Consider the following 26,173-nt stretch of genomic DNA (forward strand, 5'->3'; position numbering starts at 1 on the left):
CTCTAGCTCCCCGCCGCGGACTCGGTGGCCAGGCGCGACAAGAAGGCCTTCGTATCGATCTCGCCCTTGACGTAGGCGGGCCACAGGTTCTTCCACGCCGCGTCGATGCCCCCGGGTGCGTGGACCCGCGCGTGGGGGAAGGTCTGGGCGACCCGAGGGATCTGGGTGACCAAGCGCGAGCTGAGCGGTTCGAGCCCTGCCGCCTTGACGGTGGCGGCGGGCACCTTGACGGGCGGGTTGGAGCCCGTCGCCTTGGCCTGCTTGACGACCTCGTCGGCGGAGGACGTGAACCGCACGAACGCGCCCACCGCTTCGAGCTTGGTCCGGTCGCTCGTACCCGACACCCAGCCGGCGCCCGAGACGACGATCAGCCCTTGTCCCGCGTCCCATCCGGGGGACGGGGCGACATCCGTGCCGTCGTACAGCCCTGGTGCGGCGTTCGCCGACTTCAGGTTGGTCTTGACGAACCATGGCCCGTTGGGGACGGCCGCGGCTTTGCCGGCCAGGTACTTCGAGGCGGCGTTCTGGAAGTCGCCGGAGAAGGAGTCGGCGTTCACATAGCCCTTGGCGTGCCAGCCGCGAAGGCGCTCGGTGGCCGTGACGGCGGCCGCGTTGGTCGACCAGTCCTTGCTGGTGGCGATCTCAGAGGTGAGGAAGGCACCGCCTGCCGGTTGCGTGCCGATGAGGTTGGACCACATCAGAAGGGTCGCCCAGTCCCCGTCGAGTGCGATCGGGGTCGCGCCCGCGCCCTTGAGCTTGGCGGCCATGGCCTCGAAGTCGTCCCAGGTCGTGGGGAACGAGTCGTAGCCCACGCTGGTCAGGAGTTTCCTGTTGTAGTAGATCCCGATGGGATCCTGCTGCTGCGGAATGGCCCACCGCTGTCCGTCCCGGCCCGACAACGCGTCGAAGGCGCGGGGCTGGAACGAGGCAGCCCACGTCGCGTCGGCCTTGAGGTCGGGCGCGAAGTCGTGCAGCTTTCCCGCACCCGACAACGACTTGATCTCGGCGCTGTTCAACTGGAAGACGTCGGGCAGGTCGTTGGCCAGCGCGAGGCGCTGGTAGTACTGCAGCCGGGCGTCCCCTGAGCCGGCGTTCGCGTTCTGCAGCGTCTTGACGTGGTACTTGCCTTTGTTGGCCGCGTTGAAGCGCTGCGCCGCCTCGAAGTTGAACTGCAGGAACGGGTCGGTGGTGGACTTCTGGCAGGTCGCACAGGTGATCTCGATCTCCCCGGCGGCGTTGGTCGACCCGCCTTTCAAGGTCGAGCAGGCGCCGAGAGCTCCCGCCATGAGGACGGCGGTCGTCGCGGAGACGACAGTCCTGGTGATACGCATGGTCCGCCTCGCTTCTTCGTACGGGGTGGTCGGGGTGTTACGAGGAATGCAGGCCGAGCGCGAACGCGCTTCGGTGGCGGTCGTCAGTAACCGACGATCTTCGGCCAGTGCCGCTCGACGCCGACGGCGTCCAGTTCGGCCTGGAACTCGTCGAGCAGCTTGTCGTCGGCGCGGACCTGGGAGGGGGTGACGTCCCGGGCCGCGCAGAAGCCGATGAGGTGGCCGTCGACCTCGCCGATGTTCCACTCCACCAGGGGCATCCGGTAGGCGCCGTTGGTGATGTGGGTGGTGCCGATGTTCTTCGCGCCGGCGAGCAGGTTGGTGACCCGCACGGGAATGAGCGCGCCCAGGGGCAGCTCGAAAGGGCAGCAGCCGATGTCGATGTAGGAGTCGCCGCCGGTGGAGGGATGCAGGTCGATGCGGTACATGCCGACCCCGACGCTGTCGCGGTGCCGCACGGCGCCGCGGTTCCCGCGGACCTCCAAGGAGATCTCCTGCTCGACGATCGTGTGCTCGGCCACGATGCGACGCGACTCGCGGACGTAAGGCGCCTTGGCCAGCCCATCGGGGCTGTCGCCCAGCACATCACCACGCAGACGCAGCCCCGGCCAGCCAACGCCGCCGTCGGGACGCGGGGCGGCGGTCTGCAGCCAGTACAGCAGGCTCAGCGACAGCTCACGGGCCCGCTTCAGGTGGAACTCGACCTGCTCCGCGGGAACATCGAAGATGGGACCGTCCCAGTAATCCACCTGCGGCCAGTTCACCAGCGTGATGTCGGACTCGTAGGCATCGGGCAGAAAGTTCTGGGCTGCCGCGATGCGGCGGAAAGTCCACAGGTTGCGGTCCATGCTCCCCACCCGCTGGTCCGCGTAGTCCGGACGGATGAGCGTGTGGTCCTCGACGGGGTTCGGGAAGAACGTGTGGTGCGAGGGCGCGAGCGTCTTGGGATGGGGCGCGGTCAGCGACAGCCGGCCGTTCGGCGAGTTCGTCGCCGAAGAGGTCAGGAAGTGTTCGTAGCTGTCGGGGCGCGCGATCGTGAAGTCCCCGCCCTCGACGTGGTCGAGGGCGAAGCACACCGAGATCGGCTGCATGTTGAGCGGGGCCGGCAGTTCCGGAGCGTGCGGTTCACCGGTGACATCCCGCGACTCGGCGCCGGTGACGTACTCGACGCCGGCCAGCGGCAGCAGGTCGCCGGTCTCCGTCGCGTCGACGAACCAGGTAGCGCTCACCGTCGTGAGATCACCGGTACGGCGATCACGTAGAGTGATCGACTCCAGCGTGTCGGGGTCGTCCGTGTTCGTCACGGACACCGGCTCGTGCTCCATCAGTACCCGGATGCGCCCGGACGCCCGGTGCGGTGCGATGAGAGCCTCGATGACGGCGAGGGACACGCGCGGCTCGTGGCAGAGGTCGGAGACCTTGGCGACCCGGGATTGAAGGCCATCGTGCGGCGGGCCGCCTCGGTCAAGGGGTAGTGCCGGCGGTAGTAGGAGCGAATGGCGTCACGGAACTCACGGTAGGTGGCCGTGCAGCCGAACTGCTCAATCCACACGTGCTCGTCCGGGGGGACCCCCTGGCTCGTCAGGACGCCGCCGAGCCAGTCGGTCGGCTCGGTCAGGACAACGCTCACGCCACGCCGCGCCGCGGCCAGTGCGGCCGAGACGCCGCCCAGACCACCGCCGACCACGAGAAGTTGTGTCTGAATCTCGGTCATGCCGAGATCTCACCACCGGAAACGCGCCGGTAACATGGCCAGAGTGAGCGAGCCTGTGTCTGGAATTGATGCCGCCTCCCGACGCCTGAGAATCGTCAATTCCGTGGTCCGCAGCGTCGTCCACCGCCCCGGCTCCCGCATCGGGCCCCGCGTGCAGGGCAATGTTCAGCTCTTGCTGATCCATGCCGGAACGATGGTCGTGCACGTGGACGACCGCGACCCGTACGCCGTCCCCGCGGGGCAGATGTGCATCCTGCTGCCCGGGCACACCGAGGTGATCGGCTTCACCGAGGGCGCCGAGACCCGCCAGACGCTCGTACGCGGTGACCTCGAAGAGCTCACCCCCCAGATGAACCGATGGCTGGAGGCGGTGCGCCCGACCAGACCGCTGTCCTCCGCCCTGACGTACATGGCGCGCGAGGCATTGATCACCGAACAGACCCGCCTCACCGCCCAAGGCGCACTGGTCGACGCGCTGGCCACGGCACTGTTGTGGCGCTTCATCGCCGAGTTCGAGAATCTGCCCGCCGCGCTGCCGGCGCCCATCGAGGACGCCCGGCTGTTCATCCACCGCAACGTCCAGAACGACATCAACCTGACGGCCATCTCCGCAGCCGCGAGGGTGAGCCCTGAGCACCTGGTGCGCTTGTTCCGTGAGCACATGGACACCACACCCATGCGCTACCTGTGGGACCGCCGCGTCACTCACGGCATCGAGCTGTTGACCAGCTCGGGGCTGCCGGTCGGATCGATCGCGGCGTGCTCGGGCTTCAAGACGAGCTTCCATTTCGCCCGCAAGGTCAAGGAGGCCACCGGCCTGTCACCGACGGCGCTGCGCGCGTGCAACTGGTCCCAGCAATCAACAGACGCCAACGACCGTCCCAGGCCGCTGCTCGATGCAAGGAACGCGGAGAGCAGAACAGCGGCCCGCCCGCGCAGCGAGTAGCCGACGGGCCGCAGGCACGGCGCCTCTGCCGCACCCTGATCGGCGACCGCCACTCGCGCCCAGCCGTCCGTCCAGCGGACGGTCAGGAGGAACGACCCGCCAGGCCGCCCGCTGGACGAGTGCGCGATCGCGTTGGTGCCGGTCTCCGAGGGTGAGCAGCATCGCGTCCGCGCGACAGGGATGATCGCCCCCCAGCGCCTCGGCGACGAACCGCCGCGCGACCGCCACCTGCACGGGCAGCCCCGGCAGCCTGACCGCCTTCTCACTGACGCTCACGAGAGCCAGACCTCTTGCCCGTCGGCCCTCACCGTGAGCCCCCACCGCCCAGCCTCCGGACGCCCCAGGCCCGTCCACCACCGGTGCGCGGCCTCGACCTCGTCCCACAGGCTCCGGAAACCGAGCTGCCGCACCTCGAAGCATTCCGCGCCCGGCACGTGGCGCAGGCTCGCCCACGACCCCGACCAGGGATCGATGAGCCACACCGTGTACCCGACCTCGTGACTCTCCACCACGAGCTTGCACCGCCGCACCTTGAGCCCGACCGCGAGGGACGCGTCGTACTCGCCGATCACGTCGTACGGGTGCAGGTCCGTGGCGGTCCGCCGCGCCCGGCCCACGTCGCGGACGTCGCGTACCAGCGAAGCGCGCCGCCCCCGCTGGACCCGCAGCGGCATGAACGCCACGTTGCCGACGACGCGTCCCGTCGCGGTGCCGTCTCCATGCGCCGTCAAAGCGAGCAACGCACCATTGTGGAAGTCGGTCAGCCACGGCACCAGGATCCGGCCGCCCGGCCGAGTCTGCTCCACCCACGCATGCGGCACGCGCTGGACGCCCACCGTCGCGATGACCCGGTCGTAGGGCGCTCCGGGCTCGTACCCCAGCGCCCCGTCACCGACGATGGCGGCGACCTTGCAGTCGGCGCTCCTCAGCGCTCGATGCGCCCGCTCCGCCACCTGCGGATCCACCTCGACCGTCGTGACATGCGCCGCGCCCAGACGCTCGGCCATGAGCGCGGCGTTCCAGCCCGTCCCCGTGCCGATCTCCAAGACGTCCATGCCCGGCTCGACTTCAAGGGTGGCGAGCATGAGCGCCACCACGTCCGGTCGGCTGGACGAGCTGGTGATCTCCGCGCCCACGAGCCCGGGGCCGACCGGCTCACCGTCGTCCACCTGCGTGATCACGGAGTCGTTGGCGTAACAGAGGTCGAGCCACGCCTCCGGGTCGTCCTCCCGGTGCAGGGGGACGAGCCTGTCGCCATCCTCGATCCAGACCGTGGGGGGAATGAAAAGGTGCCGGGGAACGGCCCTGAACGCCTCACCCCATTCCGCCGGCAAATCCCCCGCCGCGTCCAGTTCGGCCGCGAGTTCCATCATCCGCTCCGATGCGCCCGCCACCTACCTGCCGCCCTTCTCGTGCTTACCGCCCCCGGGCGGGTTCTTCGGGTCCTTCGGCGGAACCGGCCGATCCCACTTGCCGTCGCCCTCCTTCTTCTCATCGTGCTTGCCCACGCTCGCGCTCCCTTGCCTGCCGACGGTGGAGGCCGCCCTTGGACGACCTGCGAACGCGGAAGAGACGGATCACCCCATGCACGATCGTCGGGCCGACGGCCAGCCCCACCCCGAGAACCGCGTTCATGACAGGGAAGTTAAAAGGCGAAGCCCGCCATTGTCATTGGCACTTCAGAAGGCTGTTGACAGGAAGTACCCCTGCTGCCATCCACGCAGGTCAGTACTGGAGACCCACATAATTAGCCAATTCCCGCATTTCAGCCGTCAAGGTGCGCCGCTTCGTCACTATTCGACCGAGTATGTCGTGCACCATGCGCTGATTGGAGATCCATTCGGGGCTGATCGCGCGCACTTCCTGCAAGATCTCGAACGCGTCGGTGTAGCGCTTGAGCCTGACGTTCGCCTTCGCCACGTCCAGCCGATGGCGGTTCCGGCTGGACGCGCGGGCTCTGAATCCACTCTTGGGGATCTTCTCCGACAACGTCAGAACCCGGTCGGGCCTGTCCTCGATCATGTAGTTCTCGACTCTGCGCGTCGCCACCGCGATCGGGCCGAAGGTTCTGAGGGGGTCGGAGGGAGGAGCCCACTCGCTTCGGAGGATCACCGCGGCGGCCTGCGCGAAGCTCAACGCATCGTCGGCCTCTCCCGGCTCGTTGTTGCGCGACGCAGCGGTGGACACCCGCAGCAGCAGGCCGCCCCAGGCGGCCAGCTCCTCCTGGCTGGCACGGGAAATGCGGGGTTCGACGTCGTCCGCCCAGCGGGAGGCGAGCTCGAACGTCCCACCCAGGTCTCCCTGGCGCATCAGGAGCCAGCAGCGCGTGTTGGCGACCGCCGCCTGTTCGAGCCTCCCCGGCGCATCGTCGAACGCCCGCCGCAAGGCGATCTCCGCCGCGTCGAACTGGCGGGTCGAGACCAGGAGCATTCCGGCCAGGTGCATCACCCGCGACCGAACCTGCCGCCCGCGCCTCCCCAGGGCGTCCGCGTCCCGCACGAGGGAAGGGAGCACCGCACCGAGCTCCGCGTACTTGTTGTCCGTGAACAACGGCTCCGCCGCCTCGACCGCTCGGTTGACCCCTTCCGAAGTCGGCGCTTCCTCAGGTTGCTCGTACTTGCTCAGCAGGGAGTCCCTGACCGCCGTCCACTCCTGCGCGGTGCCCTCCTCGGCCGTCCGGCTGACGATCAGGTCGGAGGTGGAGACCTGGAGGGCCTTGGCTAGTTTGCGGAGGGTCTCCAGGCGGGTGTCGTCGCGTTCTCCCTGTTCAAGCTTGCGGATCAGGGAGATCGATACCCCGGACAGCTCCGCCAGCCCGCGCTGGGTCAGGCCGCGACGCTTCCGAACGCTCTGAAGACGCTCCGGGAGGTTCATGTCCTCCAGTGTGCATCTGGGCGCGAGCGCGATCGAGATCCTGTCCGGGAGATCTTCGTACGGGTCAGAGATCTAGGTGGATAAATTCGGCGAATTCTCGCATTTCCGGGGAAAGGGTTCTTCGGCGGGTGACGATCGTGCCCATGATGTCCCTGGCGTAGTGCTGGTTGACGATCCATTCCGGGGCGCTGCCGCGCACGCCTTGCAGGACGTCGAACGCCTGCGTGTACTGGCGGAGCTGGACGCGTGCCTTGGCCACGTCGAGGAGGTGCCGGTTCCGGTTGTTCGACGTCGGGCGCAGATCCCGCGTCGGGATCTTCTCCGCCATGCTGATCACCTGGTCGGGCCTGTCCTCCACCATGGCGTTCTCGGCTCGTTTCATCGCCACGGTCAGCGGGCCGAAGGCGCGCAGGAAATCGGCGTCCGGCGAGTACTCCGCCCCCATGGCGACGGCGGACGAGCGAGCCAGCCGCAGAGCATCATCCGCCTCGCCGGGCTCGTTGTTCCGGACCGCCGCCGTGCTCAGGCGGATCAGCAGCCAGCCCCAGGCGGACAGTTCGGCCATCGTGGCCCGGGAGATCCTGGGCTCGACCTCGTCGGCCCATCGGGTGGCGAGGGCGAGCGCGCCGCCGATGTCGCCCTGGCGCATCAAGAGCCAGCAGCGGGTGTTCACCACGGCCGCGGCGTCCAGCCGGTCGGAAGACTCGTCCAGGGCGCGCCGCAACGCCACGTCCGCCGCCTCGAACTGCCGCGTCTGCGTCAGCAACCAGCCCACGTGGTGCAGGAGCCGGGAGCGTACCTCGCGGCCCTCGGGCCCCAGCGTGTCGGCGTCCCGGAGAAGCGGCGGAAGGAGGCGGGCGAGTTCGGCATAGCGGTCGTTCGAGAACAGCGGCATCGACGCTGTCAGTGCCTGCCGCACTCCGTTGACGGTCGGAGGCTCCGCGACCTGCCCGGCTTGCTTGAGCAGGGCGGCCCGCAGCGGTCCCCAGTCTTCGGAGGGCTCCTCTGGGGCCACGGACGTGATCAGAGCGGAGGTCGGCACCTGGAGGGCCTTGGCCAGTTTGCGGAGGGTCTCCAGGCGGGTGTCGTCGCGTTCTCCCTGTTCGAGCTTGCGGATCAGGGAGATCGATACCCCGGACAGCTCCGCCAGCCCGCGCTGGGTCAGGCCGCGACGCTTCCGAACGCTCTGAAGACGCTCCGGGAGGTTCATGCCCTCCAGTGTGCCTCCGAAGGCGTGGCCGGGGGGATCACTCCAGTTCGACGGTCACGCGCGAGCGGACATAGCGGAAAGCGTCCTCAACGCTGTCTCCGACGTAGTTCCAGGGCTCCTTGGAGATACGGCCGCCGGTGGCGGTGAACTGCTCCTCGGCGGCAGCGAAATCGTCGCCCTGGGCGAACACGAAGGCGAAGAGGTTGTGGGCGCGGACGTCGTCCGGGAGGGGGCGCCATCTCGGGGAGCGGACGGACCTGTCGGCGGCGGCGTGCAGTTCCGCCAGCACCTCGGGGGCGGTGAAGTACTCGTCGCCTCCTTCGGCCTGCTCGGCGTCCAGCCACATCTCGACGTGGGCTTCGGCGAGCAGGGCGGCGATGGCGGTGCCCTCGGGGGCGGCCAGGGCCCGTTCCCGGGCGAAGTTGAACATCAGGTTGGACGACCCGCTCCACTTGGGGGCCACGCCCTGGAGCATCTGGGAGTGGGCCCGGCGGTGCCAGGGGTGGCGGGCGATGACCTCCTTGAAGCGGCGCCCGAGTTCCTCCTTGCCCACCCCGAGGCCGCGCGCGCAGGTGACGAGATGGGCCCACGGCTCGGGGTCGTCCGGGGCCAGTTCGGCCGCCTTCTCCAGGTCCTTCTCGGCGATCGCGAGGCGGCGCCAGAACTCGATGAACTGGTCACGTTCGGTGTGCTCGGCCCTTTGGTGCCCGCGCGCCTGCCAGGCCCAGACGACGCCGTGCGCGCCGCGCACCAGGTGCGCCTCGGCGCTACGGGGCTCGGCGGCCACCCACGCGTCCAGCCAGGACGGGCGGCCCGGCCACTCGGCGGCGATCGCGACGTAGAACGCGCGCAGGTCCGGGTCGTCGGTGGCCGTGATGAGGTGCCTGGCGCTCTCGTACGAGCCGTCCACCAGGTCGACGCGGAGGGCGCGGGCCTCCGGGGAGCCGAACAGGGGGTCGAACGCGATCTCAGGCATCGACGGCCTCCCGTGACAGGGGCGGTAGTTCGCGCAGCGGCGCGTCGGGCAGCCCGAGTTCGGCGCGTACGGCGGCGAGCCCTTGGGGGCCCTCAAGGGCGAGCCGGACCAGCTCGTCGAGCGGGGTGCCGGGCCAGTGGACGGCCGTCGGCCCGGACCACGAGACGGCCCAGTGGCCGCCGTGCCGTTCGACGATCTCGGCGGCGAGCACGGCCCGCACCGGGTAGAACATCTCGCCGTCGCCGGAGGCGTCCAGGTGTTCGGCGAGTTCGGCGCCGCGCCCGGCGGCGAGGAGCGCGAGGACCTGGTCGGGCCCGCCGCGGTCCCAGCTCCCGCCGATCGCGATCGCGGCCGAGCCGACGGTTCGGGCGGCACCGGCCGCCAACTTCCCGAACACCTCGTCGGCGGCCCGCTCCCAGGTGATCGGCTTCAGGCCGTCGGCGCCGGTCGCGGTCCGGGCGGCGAAGAGCGCCATCTCCGCTTCGGCGCGTCCGGTGAGCAGCCCCCAGGCCGGCTCCTCCTCACCCGCCGGTCCGGGGCCGGGCCGCGGCTCGTCCATGGCCGTGATGAGCCGTATCCGGTCGCCGATCGACGGATGGGAGTCCGCGCGGCCGGTCTCGGCGGCGAGGACGACCTCGCGGGCCTGGTCGAACTCCTCCCTGCGTCCCGGATCGGCGTAGAAGGCCCGGAAACCGCCGTACATGTCCTCGGGCCACCGGCCGCGCTCCCAGGCGGGAACGACGTACCGGTCGGCGAAGAACCCGAAGGCGGGCGCGGCGACGCCGATGGTCTCCAGCGCCCGCACCGCCGCCGGGGCGCCCGCGACGCGTACCGAGGCACGGTCGGCGGCGCGTTCCTGGGCCCGCGAGACCGCCGTGGTCGTCCGGCGGAAGAGCCGGTGGTAGGCGCGGAAGACCTGGGCGACGCCCTTCTTGAAGAACCTCTCGTCGCGTTCCAGGTACTCCACGGTCCGCTGGATCGCGGTACCGGCCCGGTGGATCATCGGGCCGAGCCGGGTATCGCCGCCGGATATGTGGCCGAACTCGTGCGCGAGGACGGCGCGCAGTCCCGCCCGGTCCACGACGCTGAGCAGGCCGAGGCCGACGCCGAGGATCACTTTCCCCTTGACCAGCCCGAGCAGCCGCGTCTCCTGCGTGACGAACGCGTTCACTCCGGGAACCAGGCGGATCTCGTCGGGTGCGGGCGCGCCGACCTCCGCGGCGAGGTCCCGCACCGCCTCCCACAGCCGCGGCTGGTCGGCGGGCCGCACGGCGATGCCCGCCGGGATCTCCGCCGTGACCACCCGGACGCTCTGCAGCACCCCGCCGACCACGGCGAACCCGCAGCCCACCGCGAGGCCCGCCAGGAGCGCCGAACCGGGCGGCAGGTCGCCGGCCCCGATCGCCAAGGCGACGACCGCGAAGAACCCGAACAGCGCCGCCATGAGGGCCAGCGCGAGAACGTAGAAGCCGAGCAGCAGGGCGAGCGCCAGGCCGGCGCGCAGGCCGAGGCGCGGGCCGCCGTCACGACGGTTGGAGGACACGAGCGTCCGTCCCTCTCTGGAATGCGGGAGACGGCCGGGCGCGGAGCCGCGCGGGCCGGGAGAACGGCGACGATTGTGGCCGAGCCCCGGCGACCGCGGAAAGGTCTAAATGATCATCGGCCGGTCGCGGACGTCACGTCAACCGTCGTCCCGTCCCGGGCGTCGTCACTCGGCGCTGGCCACCGAGAGGGTGCGGAGGCGGAGGACGGCCAGGAGGGTGGCGGCCACGGTGACCGCGATCAGCAGGGGGATCGCGACGCCCAGGTCGACCGTTGAGGTCACGTAGGAGGCGCCGGTCAGCGCGTCGGTGACCGACAGGGCCCACTGCTGGATGGACGCCGACCTGGCGCCGGGGGCGAAGTTGCCCAGCAGGGTCTCCCACACCAGCGCGTACAGCAGCCCGATCGTGACGGCGTTGCGGCTCACCACGGCCAGCGCCACGAACACCGCGCCGTAGGCGACGCCGCCCGCCAGCACGCCCACCGTGAACGCCGGGCTCATCCACTCGCTCGTCCCGGTCATCAGCAGCCCGGCCAGCAGCGTCGGCACCGCCGCGAACGCCGCGATCAGCACCACCGCCACGGCCAGCTTGGTCAGCACGATCACCTGGCGCGGGATCGGCTTGGTCAGCACGTACATGATCTGGCCGTCGTCGATCTCCGGGCCGATCACGCCGGTGCCCGCGATCAGCGCCAGCAGCGGCAGGAGGGTCGCCAGCGCGAACCGCTGGAGGACGCCCGCCGACACCTCCAGGTCGTTCTCGCCGATCATCCGCAGGCCGAGGGCCATGAACACCAGCAGCGCGGGCAGGAGGAGCAGCAGCAGCGCGCGCCGCCGCCCCAGCATCGCCCGGAACGTGATCATCGCGATGGTCGGGTTCATCGGGCCACCAAGTAAGAGAAGACGCTCTCGAGGGACTCGTCGGAGGGGGAGACCTCCCACAGGCGGACGCCGGCGTCGCGGGCCACGCGCGGGAGCAGCCAGGTGAAGCGCTGGAAGTCGACCGCCTCCACGCGCAGGCCCTTGTCGGTGAGCTGGACGCTGCGCGCCGAGCCGTCCGCGATGATGGCCGCGGCCAGCGCCCGGTCGTCGCCGGACCGGACCATGAAGATGTGCGGCCGGTCGGTCATCAGCCGCCGGATCTTGCGGAAGTCCCCGGACGCGGCGTGCCGGCCCGCCACGATCACCTCGATGTGCTCGGCCAGCCGCTCCACCTCCTCCAGGATGTGCGAGCTGAACAGGATCGTGCGGCCCTCGGCGGCCATCCCCCGGATCAGGTCCATGAGCTGGAGCCGCTGCCGCGGGTCCATGCCGTTGAACGGCTCGTCCAGGAGCAGCACCGGAGGGTCGTGCACCAGCGCCGACGCCATCTTGATGCGCTGCTTCATGCCCTTGGAGTAGTTCCCGATGGGACGGTCGGCGGCGTAGTCCATCTCCACCAGCCCGATCGCCCGCTTCGCCGCGGCCCCCGGGTCGGGCAGCTTGTGCAGCTTGGCCATCGCCAGGATGAACTGGGCGCCGGTGAGGAAGTCGTAGGCGGCCTCCCGTTCGGGGACGAGCCCGAGCCGCCGGTACACCTCCGGGTTGCGCCACATCGGCGCCCCGTCCAGGGTGACCGTGCCGGACGAGGGCGCCAGGAACCCGCCCATCATGTGGATGAGCGTCGACTTGCCCGCCCCGTTGGGCCCCAGCAGCCCGGTCACGCCCGGCCCGATCGTCATGGACACGCCGTTGACCGCGACCACGTTCCCGTACCAGCGGGACACCTTCTCCAGCTTCAGCTCGGTCATGAGAGCCCCGCCTTCCGGAAGCGGCCGTACAGGACGGCGGTGGACCCGGCGACCAGGGCCGCGCACAGGGCCAGCGCGACCAGGCCGCCCAGCGTCCCGGGCGCGATGCCGATCGAGGAGCTCTTGGCGCCCAGCAGCCGCACCTGGACGATGTCGACGAGGTTGAACGGCGAGAACAGCCCCGCCCAGCCGACCAGGGAGAAGTTGGTCCGCATCTCCGCCAGCCCCTGCACGATCGCCACGATGGTGGTGCTGAGCATGAACACCGCGATGACCGACGCCACCCCGAACCCGCGCCGCGGCGTGAACGCGGCCACCACCATCCCGATCGACCCCAGCACCACCGCGAACAGGACGCAGCCGACGAGCGCGGCGAGGTAGTGCAGCAGGTGCTCGCCGGACTTGGGGATGCGGGTCACCAGCCCGCCCAGGTACAGCACGGTGATCGGCACCGCCGTCAGCGCGAACAGCGCGGTGGCCATCGCGGCCTGCTTGGCCAGGACGAAGTCCAGATGGCCGACCGGCCGGGAGAAGTACAGCGGGACGACGTGGAACCGCAGCTCGCGCGAGGCCAGCACCGGCGCCTGGGTCGCCACGAAGATCGCGATGATGACCGACAGGGTGGAGGCGTAGGAGGAGTAGCGGATCAGCGTGTCCGCCTCCTTGGAGATCGCGTACACCGCCACCGAGCCCGCCGCCGGCAGCAGCATGATCGCGACCAGCAGGAACGGCATCACCTTGGCGCGGGCGGGGCGGCCGAGGCCGTACGCGGCGCGCAGGTTGTGCACGTACAGCGACCGCATCACGTACGCGCGGCCCAGCCTGCGGCCCTCGTAGTGGCGGTAGCCGATGTCGTGGATCGTGCTGGTGCTCACCGGGCCACCCCCTGCGGCTCCGCGGGCGGATGGCCCGGCGGGGCCGCGGCGCCCGGTGGGCCGGTGGCGGCGGGCGGGCCGGTGGCGAAGACCTCCTCGATCCGGTGCCGGCGCTGCTCCATCCGGATCAGCCGAAGCTCCAGGTCGGCGACGGCGTCGCGGATCAGGTCGTAGGTGTCCTCCCCCGCGATGTCGATCAGGAGGAACCGGCCCTCGGGACGCACCGCGACGCCCGCGTCGTGCAGCCGCTGCCCGAGCACGTCACGGCCCTCCTCGACCTCCACCGTCAGGACTCCGCTGGCGGCGGTGTACGCCTCGACCGCCTGCGACCGCAGCAGCCGGCCGCCGTCGATGATGACGACGTGGTCGCAGACCCGTTCCAGCTCGCCCAGCAGGTGCGAGGTGACCAGCACGCTGATGCCGAACTCGGTGCCGATCCGCCGGATCAGCTCCAGCATCTCGTCGCGGCCCGCCGGGTCGAGGCCGTTGGTCGGCTCGTCCAGGAACACCAGTTCGGGGTCGTGCACGAGGGCCTGCGCCAGCTTCACCCGCTGCCGCATGCCGGTGGAGTAGCCGCCGATGGGACGGTAGCGCTCCTCGTACAGGCCGACGTGCCGCAGCGTGTCGGCGGCGCGCTCGCGGGCGGCGGTGGACGGCAGCCCGCACATCCGGGCCATGTGGACGACGAACTCGGTGGCCGACACGTCCGGCGGCAGGCACTCGTACTCGGGCATGAACCCGACCCGCTCCCGGATCCGGCCGCCCTCCCGGGCGATGTCCAGGCCCAGCACGGAGGCGGTGCCCGCGGACGGCGGCAGCAGCCCCAGCAGGATCTTGATGAGCGTCGACTTGCCCGCGCCGTTGGCGCCGACCAGCCCGACGACGCCCGGTTCCACGGCCACGGTGAGGGCGTCCAGCGCGGTCACCCGGGGGAACCTCATCGTCAGGCCATCGGTGGCGATGATCGGCATGGTCACGAACCTAGTCCCTGTCCGCCGTGCGGGCGTCCCCCTGGAGGATTAGGCCTGAGGAGGGGCCGGCCCGTCCGGCGGAGGACGAGCTTCCACACCTGCCGCTGGACGAGCAGCGTCAGCGTGCCCGCGATGATCATCCCGGCGAGGTTGACGCCCAGCTGGAGCAGCGACCCGTCGACCTCGCTGCGGTGCCTGAGCGCCAGCGCCACCGCCAGGTTGCCCGCCGCCGGAACCGTGGTGACGGAGATGAACACCCCGACCAGCGCGGAGGACTTGCCCGCCGTCAGCGACAGCACCCCGCCGGCGCCCGCCAGCAGCGCCACGATGAACGACCAGCGGTCCGGGCTGTAGATGAACGCGGTCATCGGCCGCTCGCCCGGCAGCCGGTCCAGCTCGATGACCCCGATCCAGTGGCTGACCAGCGCGCACACGTAGGTGATCACGATCGCCACGGCGAACCCGAGGGCCAGCGTGCGCAGCGCCGCGCCGATCCGGCGGGCCTGGCCGGTGAGGATGCCGAAGCAGATCGCCGCGACCGCGCCGAACTCCGGGCCGAGCACCATCGCGCCGACCACCAGGATCGGCGAGTCGATCAGCGCGGCGATCCCGGCCAGCTGCGTGGCCAGCGCCAGGAACGCCACGAATGACCAGGTCAGCCGGCTCTCGTCGGCGGTGCGCTGGTCCAGTTCCTCCCACACCACGGCGTCGTCGCCGTGGCCGGGGGCGCGTTCCTGGGCCGCCTCGGCGCCGATCGACAGCGACAGGTCGATGTGCTCGAACGCGATCGACCCGTCCCGCTCGATGCCCAGGCCCTGCAGCGCCTCGATGACCTGGTTCGCCGACTCGCGGGCGATGTCGGCGTTGACCAGGTCGCCGAGGGGCGACCTGGCGGCGCCCGGCAGGACGACCACGTTGGTCGCCCCCGAGCAGCCCGCGAGGACGGCGCAGACCGCGTCGGTGCGGTCCGCGGGGACGATCGCTCTCAGGTGCAGCACCTTCCACATCGTGCCGTATCGGCGCGGCTCCCGCCGACGGACCGTATTTCCGAGGATCATCACCACAGATCGCTAAAAACCTGGCAAAGCGGGAATGTAACGAGTGACGATCCGACTACGGAAGGTGACGACATGGCATGGCGGCGGGCGGTGCTGGGCCTCGGCCTCGCGACCGCGATGCTGACCTGCGGCTGCGAGGTCGACGCCGGCCTCTCGGACGCCTCCCCGACCCCCTCCTCCGCCCGCACCCAAGCGGGCGGCGGAGACGAGCAACGCACCCGCCGGAACCTCGAACGGCTGCGCGTCGCGCCCGAGCGCTCCGGATCCGGCTACGCGCGCGACCGTTTCGGCACCCGGTGGAAGGACATCGACCGCAACGGCTGCGACCAGCGCAACGACGTCCTCGCCCGCGACCTGCGCGAGGTGCGCAAGCGCGGCGACTGCGTCGTCGTCTCCGGCACGCTGGACGACCCCTACAGCGGCAAGCGCATCACCTTCTCCAAGTCCGACGCCGACGAGGTGCAGATCGACCACGTCTACCCGCTCGCCCTCGCCTGGCGGATGGGCGCCTCCGGCTGGGACGAGGACCGGCGCGAACGCTTCGCCAACGACCACGACAACCTGCTGGCCGTGTGGGGCGTCCCGAACCGCCAGAAGAGCGACAAGGGCCCCGGCGAGTGGAAGCCGCAGAGGTCGTTCCAGTGCGCCTACGCCGGCAAGTACGTCGCGATCGCCAAGGAGTACGCCCTCCCCGTCACCCAGGGGGACCGCGCCGCCCTCCGCGACTTCCTCGGCCGCTGCTGACCGGAACGGGCGTGCCCGCCCCGCCTCCGTCATAGGGTTGATCGCATGAGCAGCGAGTCGAACGAGCAGGTGCGTCAGGACGAGACCGAGGGCAGGGGCAAGGCCGCCCGGCCCAGGGTCCGCACCGAACGCGGCATCGGAGCCCGCGCCACCGGCGCCGAGGTCACCGGGGCGTCCGCCACCGGCCTGACCCTGCGCGCCGGCAACGCCTTCGGTTCGCTGGCGCTCGGGGCGATGGCGCTGGGCGCCCTGGCCGTCGGCGCGGTCGTCATCGGCAAGCTGGTCGTCAAGCGGGCCGTGGTGGAGCACCTGGAGGCCGGCACGGTGGAGATCGAGCACCTCAAGGTCGGCCGCCTGGACATCCTCGACCGCTGACCGGTCACACGACGGATTCCCGCCCGGGACGATCTCCCTAGCGTCGTCCCATGACCTTTCTCGTGACAGGCGCGACCGGCAACGTCGGCCGCCACGTGGTGAACGCGCTGGTGGCCGGCGGCCGCCCCGTCCGCGCCCTGACCCGCTCCCCCGAGACCGCCCGCCTGCCGGGCGGCGCCGCCGTCGTGCGCGGCGACCACTCCGACCCCGCCGTCCTGGACGAGGCCCTGGACGGCGTGGACGGCGTCTTCCTGGTCTGGCCGTTCCCCTCGACCGCCCCCGTGCCCGCCGTCGTCGACACGATCGCCCGGCACGCCCGCCGGGTGGTGCTGCTGTCCTCGCTCGCCGTACGCGACGACGTCGAGGAGCAGACCGACCCGATCGGCGCCCTGCACGCCGCCCTGGAGCGCCCGATCGAACGCTCCGCCCTGGAGTGGACGTTCCTGCGCCCGGGCGGCTTCGCCGTCAACACCCTCGCCTGGGCCCCGGAGATCCGCGCCTCCGGGACGGTCAGCGACGCCTTCGGCGAGGCCGCCATGCCGCTCATCCACGAGGCCGACATCGCCGCCGTCGCCGTACGCGCCCTCACCGAGGACGGCCACGCGGGCGAGAAGTACACGCTCACCGGCGCCGACGTCATGACGCAGGCCGACTTCGCCCGGATCATCGGCGAAACGATCGCCCGCCCCGTCCACTGGCAGGAGATCCCCCGCGAGACCGCCCGCCAGAGGAAGATCGCGCAGGGGCTCCCACCCGACATCGCCGACGTCATCCTCGACGGCTACGAGGCGATGGTGAAGACCCCGGCCTCCACCACCACGACTGTCGAAGACCTCACCGGCACCCGCCCCCGCCCCTTCCAAGAATGGGCAAGAGACCACACCGGCTCCTTCACATGACCACCCGCCCCACCCCCCAGGAATTCGGGGGGCAAGGGGGCGGAGCGCCCCCAGCGGGGGGTGCGGGGGGCGGAGCCCCCTGCCAAGGGCCGGGTGCCCCCGGAGGGAGCGCCAGCGACTGGAGGGGGCGCGCGGCCCGGCCGTGGGGGTCCGGGGGGTCGCTCCCCGGGAATTACAGCGCGTTCTTGACTACCTCGGCCAGGTGTTCGGCCACGGTCCTCGCCTGTTCCTCGGAGGCGGCCTCGACCATGACGCGGACCATGGGTTCGGTGCCGCTGGGCCGGATGAGGACGCGTCCGCTCTCGCCGAGTTCGGCTTCGGCGCTGGAGACGGCCATGGCGAGTTCGGGGGACGTTCCGGCGCGGGACTTGTCGACGCCCTGCACGTTGATGAGGATCTGCGGGAGCCGGTTCATGACCTTGGCGAGTTCGTCCAGGGGGCGGCCGCGGCGGGCCATGGCGGCCAGCAGGTGCATGCCGGTGAGGACGCCGTCGCCGGTGGTGGCGTGCTCCAGCATGATGACGTGGCCGGACTGCTCGCCGCCGAAGGTGAAGCCGCCCTCCTTCATGGCCTCCAGCACGTACCGGTCGCCGACTGCGGTCTCGACGACGGTGATCCCGGCGTCGCGCATGGCCAGCTTGAAGCCGAGGTTGGACATGACGGTGGCGACGACGGTGTCGGAGGCGAGCCGGCCGGCCTCCTGCAGGTCGAGGGCGAGGATGGCCATGATCTGGTCGCCGTCGACGATCTCGCCGGTGGCGGTGACGGCCAGGCAGCGGTCGGCGTCGCCGTCGTTGGCGATGCCGGCGTCGGCGCCGTGCTCGCGGACGGCGTTCTGGAGCGCCTCCAGGTGGGTGGAGCCGCAGCCGGCGTTGATGTTGAGGCCGTCGGGGGCGGCGCCGATGGTGATGACGTCGGCGCCGGCGCGGCGGAGCGCCTCGGGGGCGACGTCGGAGGAGGCTCCGTGGGCGCAGTCGATGACGACGCGCAGGCCGTCCAGGGAGACCGGGACGGTGCTGAGCAGGTGGGCGACGTACTGCTCGACGGCGCCGTGGGCGTCGCGGACGCGGCCGACCCCGGCGCCGGTGGGCGGGTTCCACTCCTGGCCGAGGCTGGCCTCGATCAGGTCCTCGATCTCGTCGGCGAGTTTGTGGCCGCTGCGGTCGAAGAACTTGATCCCGTTGTCGGGCGCGGGGTTGTGCGAGGCGGACAGCATCACGCCGAGGTCGGCGTCCAGCGCCTGGGTGAGGTAGGCGACGGCGGGGGTCGGCAGCACCCCCAGCCGCAGCACGTCGACGCCGGCGCTGGCGAGCCCGGCGACGACCGCCGCCTCGAGGAACTCGCCCGAGGCCCGCGGATCACGCCCGACCACGGCCACCGGGCGGTGCCCCTCGAACGCGCCGGCCTCGCCGAGGACCCGCGCCGCGGCGACGGTCAGGTCCATGGCCAGCGGCGCGGTCAGATCGTGGTTGGCGAGCCCGCGCACGCCATCGGTCCCGAAGAGACGACCCACAGTTCAACTCCCGAATACGACAAAAGACCGCGGGCTGCGGCCGGACGCCGTGGTCCGGGCCGTTCCGCGGTCGAATCTAGTGCGCACACTCCGTGCCGCCCCAGCGTCGCCGCCCGGCGCGCCCGGATTCCGGCACGGAGCCATGAATCCCATGAAAGCAGGTGTTGGCCCGCGGCGGCGCCCGGACGGCTCCATCCGGTCGGCCGGATGGAGCCCGTGGACATACCGGCCGGCGTGCCCGCCGGCGTCTCCGTCGGTGTGCCCACCCGTGGACGTGCCGAACCGCGGACGCGGAAGGTCCCCGGAAACGCGGACGAGCCGCCGACCCCGTGCCCGTGCCGCCGACCTGGAGGGGTCGGCGGCATCGTGCGGCGACGGGATGCGACGGCTCGTGCCGGCGTCCGGCGATTCAGCGCTTGCTGTACTGCGGCGCCTTGCGGGCCTTCTTGAGGCCGGCCTTCTTGCGCTCGATGGCCCGCGCGTCACGGGTCAGGAAGCCCGCCTTCTTCAGCGCGGGGCGGTGGTCGATGTTGGCGAACTGCAGCGCGCGGGAGATGCCCAGGCGCAGCGCACCGGCCTGGCCGGTGGTGCCGCCGCCGTTGACCCGGGCCAGCACGTCGAACTGGCCCTCCAGGCCCAGCAGCACGAACGGCTCGTTCACGATCTGCTGGTGGACCTTGTTGGGGAAGTACTGGTCGAGGGAGCGACCGTTGATGGTCCACTTGCCCTCGCCGGGGACGATCCGCACCCGGGCGATGGCCTCCTTGCGGCGGCCGGTGCCGGCGGCGGGTCCGGTCGCGACCGGCTCCACGAGGAATTCGGAGTCACCGGTCTCGGGGGACTCGGTGCTGTACTCCGACGGCGCGTCTTCGTACGAGTCGAGCTCGGCGCCCTCGGCGGGCGTCTCGGTGTCGAAGGTCTCGTCCACGGTTCTCCTTGGTCTTCTGGCCAGGGCGGCGGACCCGAGGGTGTCGTCGGGTGCCCCGGCGGCCACTGTTCAATGAAGCGCCGCACGTCGATCCGTGCGGCCGGTCGTGCGGGGTGCTACTGCTTGATCTGGGTGATCTCGAACGGGACCGGCTTCTGCGCCTGGTGCGGGTGGTCCGGACCGGCGTAGACCTTCACCTTGCCGAACATCTTCCGGCCGAGGGTGTTCTTGGGCAGCATGCCCTTGATCGCCTTCTCGACGGCCCGCTCGGGGTGCTTGGCCAGCAGGTCGGCGTAGGCCACCGAGCGGAGACCGCCCGGGTAGCCGGAGTGCCGGTAGGCCCGCTTCTGCTCCAGCTTGTTGCCGGACAGCGCCACCTTGTCGGCGTTCACGATGACGACGAAGTCACCGGTGTCGAGGTGCGGGGCGTAGATCGGCTTGTGCTTACCCCGAAGCAGCTGCGCGACCTGACTGGCGAGCCGGCCCAGCACGACATCGGTCGCGTCGATGACGTACCACTGACGCTGAACATCAGCGGGCTTAGGGGTGTACGTGCGCACGGTCGTAGGCCTTCGTTCCTTGTCGACTACTCAGCGGATTCCTGCTCGCGCCGCTCAGAGGATGAGTTCCGACCCGGCGCTCCGGGAGACCGGGGCCCGTCGCGCGTGAACGGCACGGAAGGCACACCGGAGATCGCGGCCATGACCGTTCCCGAAGGGACAGGCGTCACCGCATACAGCAGTTGCACAGAATACCCAGCCGCGCGGGCGGTGGTCAAAACGGTGCGCCGGGAGTCGTGGTCGCCCCGCGTGAGCACGCCCGAACCCCTTGTCGGCGACGCGGGCGGGCGCCCGTTTGTTTGCCGGGTTGCAGGGACTTGCCCCCTCTTATAGGGATAATGTGCGGCGCGACCGCCCATCAGGGCCGTTGCCGACGAGAACCGGGAGCCCCGCCGATGCCCCCTAATCCCGATCCCGGCACACCCGCCGACCCGCGACGTACCGGTCAGTCCGGCCGGAGCGGCTCCCCTGCCGGCGCTCCGGGCTCGGGGCGGCCCGCTCCCGGCGAGGACCGGCTGGTCGCGGGACCCGGCCTGTCGGCCAACGACTGGTTCACCCGGCCCAGCCAGGATGAGATCCAGGGGCGGCCCACCACGTCCCCCGCCGCGCCCAGTGAGCAGCCAGGGCCGTTTCCGGCCCCCGGACCTCAGGAGCGGACCGACGGGCTGGTCAGGGTCGAGTTCGCCGGCCCTCCCAGCCCTCCCGACTCCTTTGGGCCGTCCGGGCGCTCGGGCCGGGGCGGTTCCCGGCGGCGGCGGTCTCAGGCGCCGCGCCGCTCCCGTGGCAGGTCCACGGCGGCGGCCGTGGCCGTGGTCGCCGCGTCCGCCCTCGCCGTGGGCACGGGCGTGGCGCTCGACCGGCTCGTGCTGCCGGAACTGCGCTCCGAGCCCGCCTCCGCGTCCGGGCCGTCCGCGCAGCACGCGGCTCCCCCCGCGCCCGGCACCGATCTCGGTACGCGCCGTCCCGCCGACGCCACCGCACCGGCCGCACCCGCCCCGAGCGAGACGCCCCCGCCGCTGAAGGTGATGCCGAACGGCACGGAGCGGCCGTCGGCGCGTCCCGACCCGTCCAAGTCCGGTTCGCCGGAAGAGCGCACGCCCGGGACCGCCGCGTCCCCCGGCACCGGCGGCTCCACGGTGACGGAGACGGCCGTGGCGCTGCTCACCAACAAGGAGCGGGCCAAGGAGGGCTGCGCGCCGCTGCGCGTCGACGCCCGGCTGGTGACCGCGGCCCGCCGCCACTCGGCCGACATGGCCGCGAAGGACTACTTCGACCACACCTCGCGCAACGGCGACAGCCCGTGGGAGCGGATGGAGGCCGCCGGCTACACCAGCCCCGGGGCGGAGAACATCGCCAAGGGCTACGGCACCGCGGCGGCGGTCGTGGACGGCTGGATGAAGAGCCCCGGGCACCGCGCCAACATCCTCAACTGCAAGCTGCGGGCGATCGGCGTCGGGATGGCCTCCGGGTCGGGCGGGCCCTGGTGGACCCAGGACTTCGGCTGGAAGTAGCACCGTCCCCTCTGGTGAGCGACCTTCGCCAAACGACCCGCGCCTGGTTCGTCCCCATGTCATGGTGGTTGTTCCCGACGTCCAGAGTCCCGAGGAAGGAACGGTAAGGTCCAAGCCATGGCTTATCCGGGCGATCAAGGCAAACCCGGCGGCTGGTCTCGCGACCAGCCGTCGCATGCCCCGTACGGCCCCGACAGGGACCGGCCCGAAGAGGCACCGTACGGAAGCGGCGAGAAGAAGGACGAGTCCCCCTTCCCACCACGCGACGACGCGTTCGGCGGACCGGCCGTCTCCTGGGACGAGGACCCGGCGGACGGCACCACACCGGCCCCCCGCCCCCTCGGGGCGGCGGCAGGCGGGCCCCTGGCAGGACCGGCTGCTCCCCCGACGCTCCAGGGCGGCCCCCTGGCGGGCCCAGGCGCTCCCAGCGGTCCCGGTGGCCCTGGCGGCCCCGGCGGCTTCCAGGTGGAAGGCCCCGGCGGCTCCGACCCGTACGGCCCGCCCCCGGGCAACGACCCTTACGGCCCGCCCCCGGGCAAGGATCCCTACGGCCCGCCGGCGGGCGACGACCCGTACGGCCCGCCTCCGGGAGGCCACTACTCCCCCGGCGGCTATGACGACGACGCCTACGGCGAACCGCACGGCTTCGGCACCCCCGAGGGTCCCGGCGGCCCCGGCTCCGACCACCGCCGCGGCCCCACGCCGCCCGCGAAGCGGCGCAGCCTGCCGCTGATCATCGGAGGCGCGGCGGCGGCCGGGCTGCTCCTCATCGGCGGCGGCTTCGCGGTGTCCTCGATGCTGGGGGACGACAAGGCCGAGGCGGGGAACACCTCCGCCACGCCACCCACCCAGACCCCCACCGCCCAGCCCTCGCCGACCCAGCCCGTCCTGGAGCCGGTCAAGCTCAAGAACCGCGCCACCGACCCCAGCCCGCTGACGCTCAACGAGGTCTTCGGGAAGAAGTCGTTCACCGGCGGCGGCCAGAAGTACGTGCGGACCGGCTGGAACGCCAAGAAGGGCTGCACCGGGACGGTCCAGGGCGCCAAGCTCGCCGCGGTCGTCAAGAAGGGCGGCTGCACGCAGGCGCTGCGCGCCACGTTCGCGCGCGGCGACGGAAAGCTGATCGGCACGGTCGGGGTGCTCAACCTCAAGACCGACGCCGCCGCCAAGCTCGCCCAGCGCGCCGCCGTGGCCAAGGACGCGTTCCTGCAGCCGCTGCCCGGCACCGGCGTCAGCAAGACCATCGGCAAGGGCGAGGCGCTGGGCACCGCCGAGGCGCGCGGCCACTACCTGCTGATGACGTGGGTGCAGCGGCCGGACGGCAAGAAGATCCCCGCGCAGTACCACAAGACGGTCTCGGCCTTCGGGCAGCAGCTCATCCGGGGGAGCAGTCTGAGCTTCGCGCTGCACTACCGCGAGACCGAGGGAAAACCCTTCCGCAACTGACCTGGATGAATAACCTATCTCGCTATGTCTGGACCTAAAGAGGCCTGGGAACCGGCCGAGGGCGAGGGCGCGGAACCCGTTCCGGCCCCCTCGGCCCCGCCCAGTTTCGGCAAGGCGGAGCCCGTGGCCGAGGACCCGGCCGAGTCCGAGTCCGCTCCCGAGGGCGCGGCGGCGCCGTCCGCCGAGGAGATCAAGCTGCCCATCGGCCTGCAGAAACCCTGGTGGGCCGCCGCTCCCGACTCCGACTCCGCCGAACCGTCCACGCCCGAGCCCGTAGCCGACACCGCCCCGGCAGCGACACCGGCACCGGCACCGGCACCGGACACCGCCGACGACGAGGAAACGATCGTCTTCGGCGAGCCTGAGGCGCGGGAGGAGACGGCGCAGGCTCCCGACGCCCCCGTCCCCGGCCTGCCGCCGGGAACGCTGGTCGCCGGACGCGGAGTCCCGAAGGTCGACACGCGCGGGGCCGTCCCGTCCGAGCCGATCGTCACGCCGAGCGGCCCGCAGTCCCCCGACACCGACCCGGACGGCATCCCGGTGATGCAGCCGGACGGAGCCGCCGCCGAGCGGCCTCCCGCCAAGACGCCCCAGGCGGAGGCGAAGCCCGCCGAAACGCCCCCGGCCACGGAGGCCAAGGCCGACCCGCCCCTGCCCCCGCCCCCGCCGCCGGTCGCCGTCGACACGGCCAAAACACCCGCGCCCTCCGAGAACCGGCCCGTCCCCGAGCCGCCCAGGCGCACGCCCGTCGTGGTCACGACGCCGGAGGCGTTCGCCCCGCGCAAGACCACGCCGCCCCGGGACTCGTCCTCGACGCCGACCACCCCGATCGCCGTCGCCGCCACGACTCCCCCCTCCGGCACGCCCATCCCCAAGGCCGCCGGCCCGGGCGACACCGCCGACTCCACCGCGACCACCGAGCAGCCCACGGTCGCCACCCCGTCCCCGCAGGAGTCCTTCCCCAGCGGCCCGCTCAGCGCGGGCGGCGGCGGTGGCGGAGGCACGCGGACGGCGGGCCGCGGCGGCGGCAGGCGCAAGCCGCTCCTGATCGGCGGTGCCGTGGTCGCCGTCGCGCTCGTCGCCGTCGCCGGATTCGTTTTCGCTGGCTCCGGCGGCGACAGCGAGGGCCGTACGGCCAAGGCCGTCGAGACGCCGGGCGCCAAGACCGACCCCGTCCCGTCGCAGTCCCCCGCCGCCCCGGGCGTCCCCGGGCAGCCGAGCCCGCCGGCACCGTCCTCCACGATCGACAGCGCCCGCACCGACCCCAAGCCGCTCGCGCTGTCGGAGGCGTTCCCCACCGCCCGCGTCGACCTCGGCGGCAGGGCCTACGCGCGCGACCGCGCCTCGGTCAATCACCAGTGCGCGCTGGCCGCGCGCGGCGCCATGGCCCGGTCGCTGACCCGCGAACGCTGCGGCAGCGTCGTCCGCGTCACCTTCCTTGACAGGGAACGGTCACTGGCGATCACCTCGGGCATCGCGGTGTTCCCCGGCAAGGCCGCCGCGCTCAAGGCCAACGGCGCAGGCGACCCCGCCAAGTACGAGTGGTTCCGCGCCATGCCGGGCCCCCGGACCAGCGACATCGACCGGGCGGGCGGGTACGCCGCCAGCACGGTCCGGGGACGGTACATCGCCTACGCCTACGCCACGTACGCCAGCGGCAGGCAACCGCAGCCCGGCGACCCGACCCTGAAGGCGGTCGCCGAGCAGTTCGTCGGCTACGCCCTGCGCCCGATCGACGCCCGCGCCCGCACCTAGGAGTCCCGCGCCCCCGAGTTCGACGAGGCCGCCGGTCCCTGGGCCTCCGGGCTCGGGGCGCCCGGGGCCGTATCGGGGCCCGGGTGTGTGTCGGGGGCGGCGTTGAGCGTGCGGACACGCCTGGTCTCCTGGGCGCGCCGCGCCAGGTCCTCGTCCTGCGGGTAGCGGATCTCCTCCAGCGACAGCCCGTGCGCGGGCGCCACGTTCACCGCCGAGTCACGGACGCGCGCCGCCAGGACCTCCGAGGGCCACTCCACCGCGCGCCGCCCGTCGCCCACCACCAGCAGCGCGCCGACCAGCGCGCGGACCATGGAGTGGCAGAACGCGTCCGCCTCGACGGTGGCGACCGCGACCCCGCGCCGCGCCGACGGCCCCGCCGACGCGCGCAGCATCCGGCCGGCCGCCGCGCCGTCGCGCACGGCGCGGTCCGCGGGCGGCTCGGCGCGGCGCCACTCCAGCCGCAGCAGGCGGCGGATCGTGGTCGCGCCCTCCCGCTTGCGGCAGTACGCGGCGAAGTCGTGCTCACCCACCAGCAGCGCGGAGGCGGCGTTCATCCGGTCCAGGTCGAGGGGCCGCGGATGCCACAGCACGTCGTGCCGGCGCAGCGGGTCCACGCCCACCGGGTCGTCGCAGACGCTGTAGGCGTACCGCCGCGACAGCGCCGAGAAGCGCGCGTCGAACCCCTCCGGGGCCACCGACACCCGCCACACCCGCACGTCCGCCGGGAGCAGGCCCGCCAGGCGGCGCGGCATCGTCCCGTTCACCGCGGAGTACGAGGCCGCCGGGACGACCACGTGCGCCACCTGCCCGCGCGCGTGCACGCCCGCGTCCGTACGGCCCGCCACGGTGAGGGCCGGGGGCGGGTCGAGGCGCAGCAGGCGGGCGAGGGCGTCCTCGATGACGCCCTGGACGGTCCGCTGGTTCGGCTGGCGCGCCCAGCCCGCGAAACCGCCCCCGTCGTAGCCGATGTCGAACCGGAGTCGTACCAATGCGGTCATGTCAGAGAGTCTTCTCGTCTTCCGTCCGTGCCGTGCTCGCCGACCCGCGCGACAGCCGTCGCCCCCCTGACGTGACCATGGGAAGCAGTGTGGCAAAGTTCGGGCCCGCCGTCCCGTAGGAACGGCGGGCCCGAGCGCATGTCGGCGCGGTCGCCC

At 71.9% G+C, this 26,173-nt stretch carries 24 protein-coding genes; 7 read left to right on the plus strand and 17 right to left on the minus strand.

The features are described 5' to 3' along the window. Positions 1 to 2: 2 nt before the first annotated feature. The 3 genes from ACFPZN_RS26180 to ACFPZN_RS26190 all read right to left on the minus strand — a co-directional run bounded on the left by ACFPZN_RS26180 (position 3) and on the right by ACFPZN_RS26190 (position 3,045). Complete coding sequence (locus ACFPZN_RS26180; RefSeq protein ID WP_378284834.1) at positions 3 to 1,331, minus strand: ABC transporter substrate-binding protein; 1,329 nt, start codon at positions 1,329 to 1,331, stop codon at positions 3 to 5. Between the two features lie 83 nt (positions 1,332 to 1,414). After that, a complete protein-coding gene (locus tag ACFPZN_RS26185) occupies positions 1,415 to 2,722 on the minus strand; it encodes an FAD-dependent oxidoreductase (RefSeq protein ID WP_378284835.1) in 1,308 nt (435 codons plus the stop codon). Further along, the gene (locus ACFPZN_RS26190) at positions 2,656 to 3,045 is read right to left on the minus strand and encodes an FAD-dependent oxidoreductase (RefSeq protein WP_378284836.1); all 390 of its coding nucleotides are present in this window, start codon (positions 3,043 to 3,045) and stop codon (positions 2,656 to 2,658) included. The genes ACFPZN_RS26185 and ACFPZN_RS26190 overlap by 67 nt, the downstream gene beginning before the upstream one ends. A gap of 43 nt (positions 3,046 to 3,088) precedes the next feature. On the opposite strand from ACFPZN_RS26190, the gene ACFPZN_RS26195 reads away from it, so the two are divergent. Next, positions 3,089 to 3,991, plus strand: coding sequence for a helix-turn-helix transcriptional regulator (locus ACFPZN_RS26195; protein WP_378284837.1), 903 nt, complete (start codon positions 3,089 to 3,091; stop codon positions 3,989 to 3,991). A gap of 272 nt (positions 3,992 to 4,263) precedes the next feature. Here ACFPZN_RS26195 and ACFPZN_RS26200 read toward each other — a convergent pair whose 3' ends face one another. The 10 genes from ACFPZN_RS26200 to ACFPZN_RS26245 all read right to left on the minus strand — a co-directional run bounded on the left by ACFPZN_RS26200 (position 4,264) and on the right by ACFPZN_RS26245 (position 15,228). Next, positions 4,264 to 5,385, minus strand: coding sequence for a methyltransferase domain-containing protein (locus tag ACFPZN_RS26200; protein ID WP_378284838.1), 1,122 nt, complete (start codon positions 5,383 to 5,385; stop codon positions 4,264 to 4,266). Positions 5,386 to 5,716: 331 nt separating this feature from the next. Further along, on the minus strand, positions 5,717 to 6,865 hold the full coding sequence (locus ACFPZN_RS26205; protein ID WP_378284839.1) for a helix-turn-helix domain-containing protein: 1,149 nt from the start codon (positions 6,863 to 6,865) through the stop codon (positions 5,717 to 5,719). A gap of 64 nt (positions 6,866 to 6,929) precedes the next feature. Beyond that, positions 6,930 to 8,075, minus strand: a complete 1,146-nt coding sequence (locus ACFPZN_RS26210; protein WP_378284840.1) for a helix-turn-helix domain-containing protein — start codon at positions 8,073 to 8,075, stop codon at positions 6,930 to 6,932. Between the two features lie 37 nt (positions 8,076 to 8,112). Next, on the minus strand, positions 8,113 to 9,051 hold the full coding sequence (locus tag ACFPZN_RS26215) for a hypothetical protein (RefSeq protein ID WP_378284841.1): 939 nt from the start codon (positions 9,049 to 9,051) through the stop codon (positions 8,113 to 8,115). Next, complete coding sequence (locus tag ACFPZN_RS26220; RefSeq protein ID WP_378284842.1) at positions 9,044 to 10,594, minus strand: M48 family metallopeptidase; 1,551 nt, start codon at positions 10,592 to 10,594, stop codon at positions 9,044 to 9,046. The genes ACFPZN_RS26215 and ACFPZN_RS26220 overlap by 8 nt, the downstream gene beginning before the upstream one ends. Before the next feature lie 165 nt (positions 10,595 to 10,759). Then, positions 10,760 to 11,476, minus strand: a complete 717-nt coding sequence (locus ACFPZN_RS26225; RefSeq protein ID WP_378284843.1) for an ABC transporter permease — start codon at positions 11,474 to 11,476, stop codon at positions 10,760 to 10,762. Then, complete coding sequence (locus ACFPZN_RS26230; protein ID WP_378284844.1) at positions 11,473 to 12,384, minus strand: ABC transporter ATP-binding protein; 912 nt, start codon at positions 12,382 to 12,384, stop codon at positions 11,473 to 11,475. The genes ACFPZN_RS26225 and ACFPZN_RS26230 overlap by 4 nt, the downstream gene beginning before the upstream one ends. Next, the gene (locus ACFPZN_RS26235; protein ID WP_378284845.1) at positions 12,381 to 13,259 is read right to left on the minus strand and encodes an ABC transporter permease; all 879 of its coding nucleotides are present in this window, start codon (positions 13,257 to 13,259) and stop codon (positions 12,381 to 12,383) included. Before ACFPZN_RS26235 ends, ACFPZN_RS26230 begins: the two co-directional genes overlap by 4 nt. Further along, on the minus strand, positions 13,256 to 14,230 hold the full coding sequence (locus ACFPZN_RS26240) for an ABC transporter ATP-binding protein (protein ID WP_378284879.1): 975 nt from the start codon (positions 14,228 to 14,230) through the stop codon (positions 13,256 to 13,258). Before ACFPZN_RS26240 ends, ACFPZN_RS26235 begins: the two co-directional genes overlap by 4 nt. Positions 14,231 to 14,232: 2 nt before the next feature. Continuing rightward, positions 14,233 to 15,228: a DUF389 domain-containing protein gene (locus ACFPZN_RS26245; RefSeq protein WP_378284846.1), complete on the minus strand. Its 996-nt coding sequence runs from the start codon at positions 15,226 to 15,228 to the stop codon at positions 14,233 to 14,235. A gap of 132 nt (positions 15,229 to 15,360) precedes the next feature. Between ACFPZN_RS26245 and ACFPZN_RS26250 the strand changes: the two genes are divergently transcribed. The 3 genes from ACFPZN_RS26250 to ACFPZN_RS26260 are packed head-to-tail and all read left to right on the plus strand — an operon-like array spanning position 15,361 to position 17,306. Beyond that, positions 15,361 to 16,032: an HNH endonuclease family protein gene (locus ACFPZN_RS26250; protein ID WP_378284848.1), complete on the plus strand. Its 672-nt coding sequence runs from the start codon at positions 15,361 to 15,363 to the stop codon at positions 16,030 to 16,032. Between the two features lie 45 nt (positions 16,033 to 16,077). Then, a complete protein-coding gene (locus ACFPZN_RS26255) occupies positions 16,078 to 16,407 on the plus strand; it encodes a hypothetical protein (RefSeq protein WP_378284850.1) in 330 nt (109 codons plus the stop codon). Between the two features lie 50 nt (positions 16,408 to 16,457). After that, complete coding sequence (locus tag ACFPZN_RS26260; RefSeq protein ID WP_378284851.1) at positions 16,458 to 17,306, plus strand: NAD(P)H-binding protein; 849 nt, start codon at positions 16,458 to 16,460, stop codon at positions 17,304 to 17,306. A 172-nt stretch (positions 17,307 to 17,478) separates the two neighbouring features. Here the strand turns inward: ACFPZN_RS26260 and glmM are convergent, their stop codons facing one another. The 3 genes from glmM to rplM all read right to left on the minus strand — a co-directional run bounded on the left by glmM (position 17,479) and on the right by rplM (position 20,307). Beyond that, positions 17,479 to 18,819, minus strand: coding sequence for a phosphoglucosamine mutase (gene glmM, locus ACFPZN_RS26265; RefSeq protein WP_378284852.1), 1,341 nt, complete (start codon positions 18,817 to 18,819; stop codon positions 17,479 to 17,481). Positions 18,820 to 19,228: 409 nt separating this feature from the next. After that, the gene (gene rpsI, locus ACFPZN_RS26270; protein WP_378284853.1) at positions 19,229 to 19,747 is read right to left on the minus strand and encodes a 30S ribosomal protein S9; all 519 of its coding nucleotides are present in this window, start codon (positions 19,745 to 19,747) and stop codon (positions 19,229 to 19,231) included. 116 nt (positions 19,748 to 19,863) lie between these two features. Beyond that, complete coding sequence (gene rplM / locus ACFPZN_RS26275; protein ID WP_378284854.1) at positions 19,864 to 20,307, minus strand: 50S ribosomal protein L13; 444 nt, start codon at positions 20,305 to 20,307, stop codon at positions 19,864 to 19,866. Between the two features lie 395 nt (positions 20,308 to 20,702). On the opposite strand from rplM, the gene ACFPZN_RS26280 reads away from it, so the two are divergent. The 3 genes from ACFPZN_RS26280 to ACFPZN_RS26290 all read left to right on the plus strand — a co-directional run bounded on the left by ACFPZN_RS26280 (position 20,703) and on the right by ACFPZN_RS26290 (position 25,019). Next, positions 20,703 to 21,818 carry a CAP domain-containing protein gene (locus tag ACFPZN_RS26280; RefSeq protein WP_378284855.1) on the plus strand — a complete coding sequence of 372 codons (1,116 nt, stop codon included), beginning with the start codon at positions 20,703 to 20,705 and terminating at the stop codon, positions 21,816 to 21,818. A 117-nt stretch (positions 21,819 to 21,935) separates the two neighbouring features. Next, positions 21,936 to 23,264, plus strand: a complete 1,329-nt coding sequence (locus ACFPZN_RS26285) for a hypothetical protein (protein ID WP_378284856.1) — start codon at positions 21,936 to 21,938, stop codon at positions 23,262 to 23,264. Between the two features lie 24 nt (positions 23,265 to 23,288). Further along, positions 23,289 to 25,019 carry a hypothetical protein gene (locus tag ACFPZN_RS26290; RefSeq protein WP_378284857.1) on the plus strand — a complete coding sequence of 577 codons (1,731 nt, stop codon included), beginning with the start codon at positions 23,289 to 23,291 and terminating at the stop codon, positions 25,017 to 25,019. Here the strand turns inward: ACFPZN_RS26290 and truA are convergent. Then, a complete protein-coding gene (gene truA, locus ACFPZN_RS26295; RefSeq protein WP_378284858.1) occupies positions 25,016 to 26,017 on the minus strand; it encodes a tRNA pseudouridine(38-40) synthase TruA in 1,002 nt (333 codons plus the stop codon). The two genes, ACFPZN_RS26290 and truA, sit on opposite strands and share 4 nt — an antisense overlap. Positions 26,018 to 26,173 lie beyond the last annotated feature (156 nt).

Source organism: Actinomadura rugatobispora, from assembly GCF_042656285.1.
Lineage (GTDB): Bacteria > Actinomycetota > Actinomycetes > Streptosporangiales > Streptosporangiaceae > Spirillospora > Spirillospora rugatobispora.

What these genes read in the sequence shown, in the direction of transcription:
- ACFPZN_RS26205 (WP_378284839.1), bottom strand. Translation starts at nt 6,865, where the DNA reads ATGAACCTCCCGGAGCGTCTTCAGAGCGTTCGGAAGCGTCGCGGCCTG.
- ACFPZN_RS26240 (WP_378284879.1), bottom strand. Translation starts at nt 14,230, where the DNA reads ATGCCGATCATCGCCACCGATGGCCTGACGATGAGGTTCCCCCGGGTG.
- ACFPZN_RS26260 (WP_378284851.1), top strand. Translation starts at nt 16,458, where the DNA reads ATGACCTTTCTCGTGACAGGCGCGACCGGCAACGTCGGCCGCCACGTG.
- truA (WP_378284858.1), bottom strand. Translation starts at nt 26,017, where the DNA reads ATGACCGCATTGGTACGACTCCGGTTCGACATCGGCTACGACGGGGGC.
- ACFPZN_RS26285 (WP_378284856.1), top strand. Translation starts at nt 21,936, where the DNA reads ATGGCTTATCCGGGCGATCAAGGCAAACCCGGCGGCTGGTCTCGCGAC.
- ACFPZN_RS26255 (WP_378284850.1), top strand. Translation starts at nt 16,078, where the DNA reads ATGAGCAGCGAGTCGAACGAGCAGGTGCGTCAGGACGAGACCGAGGGC.
- ACFPZN_RS26250 (WP_378284848.1), top strand. Translation starts at nt 15,361, where the DNA reads ATGGCATGGCGGCGGGCGGTGCTGGGCCTCGGCCTCGCGACCGCGATG.
- ACFPZN_RS26230 (WP_378284844.1), bottom strand. Translation starts at nt 12,384, where the DNA reads ATGACCGAGCTGAAGCTGGAGAAGGTGTCCCGCTGGTACGGGAACGTG.
- ACFPZN_RS26290 (WP_378284857.1), top strand. Translation starts at nt 23,289, where the DNA reads ATGTCTGGACCTAAAGAGGCCTGGGAACCGGCCGAGGGCGAGGGCGCG.
- ACFPZN_RS26210 (WP_378284840.1), bottom strand. Translation starts at nt 8,075, where the DNA reads ATGAACCTCCCGGAGCGTCTTCAGAGCGTTCGGAAGCGTCGCGGCCTG.
- ACFPZN_RS26190 (WP_378284836.1), bottom strand. Translation starts at nt 3,045, where the DNA reads ATGACCGAGATTCAGACACAACTTCTCGTGGTCGGCGGTGGTCTGGGC.
- ACFPZN_RS26215 (WP_378284841.1), bottom strand. Translation starts at nt 9,051, where the DNA reads ATGCCTGAGATCGCGTTCGACCCCCTGTTCGGCTCCCCGGAGGCCCGC.
- ACFPZN_RS26280 (WP_378284855.1), top strand. Translation starts at nt 20,703, where the DNA reads ATGCCCCCTAATCCCGATCCCGGCACACCCGCCGACCCGCGACGTACC.
- ACFPZN_RS26225 (WP_378284843.1), bottom strand. Translation starts at nt 11,476, where the DNA reads ATGAACCCGACCATCGCGATGATCACGTTCCGGGCGATGCTGGGGCGG.
- ACFPZN_RS26180 (WP_378284834.1), bottom strand. Translation starts at nt 1,331, where the DNA reads ATGCGTATCACCAGGACTGTCGTCTCCGCGACGACCGCCGTCCTCATG.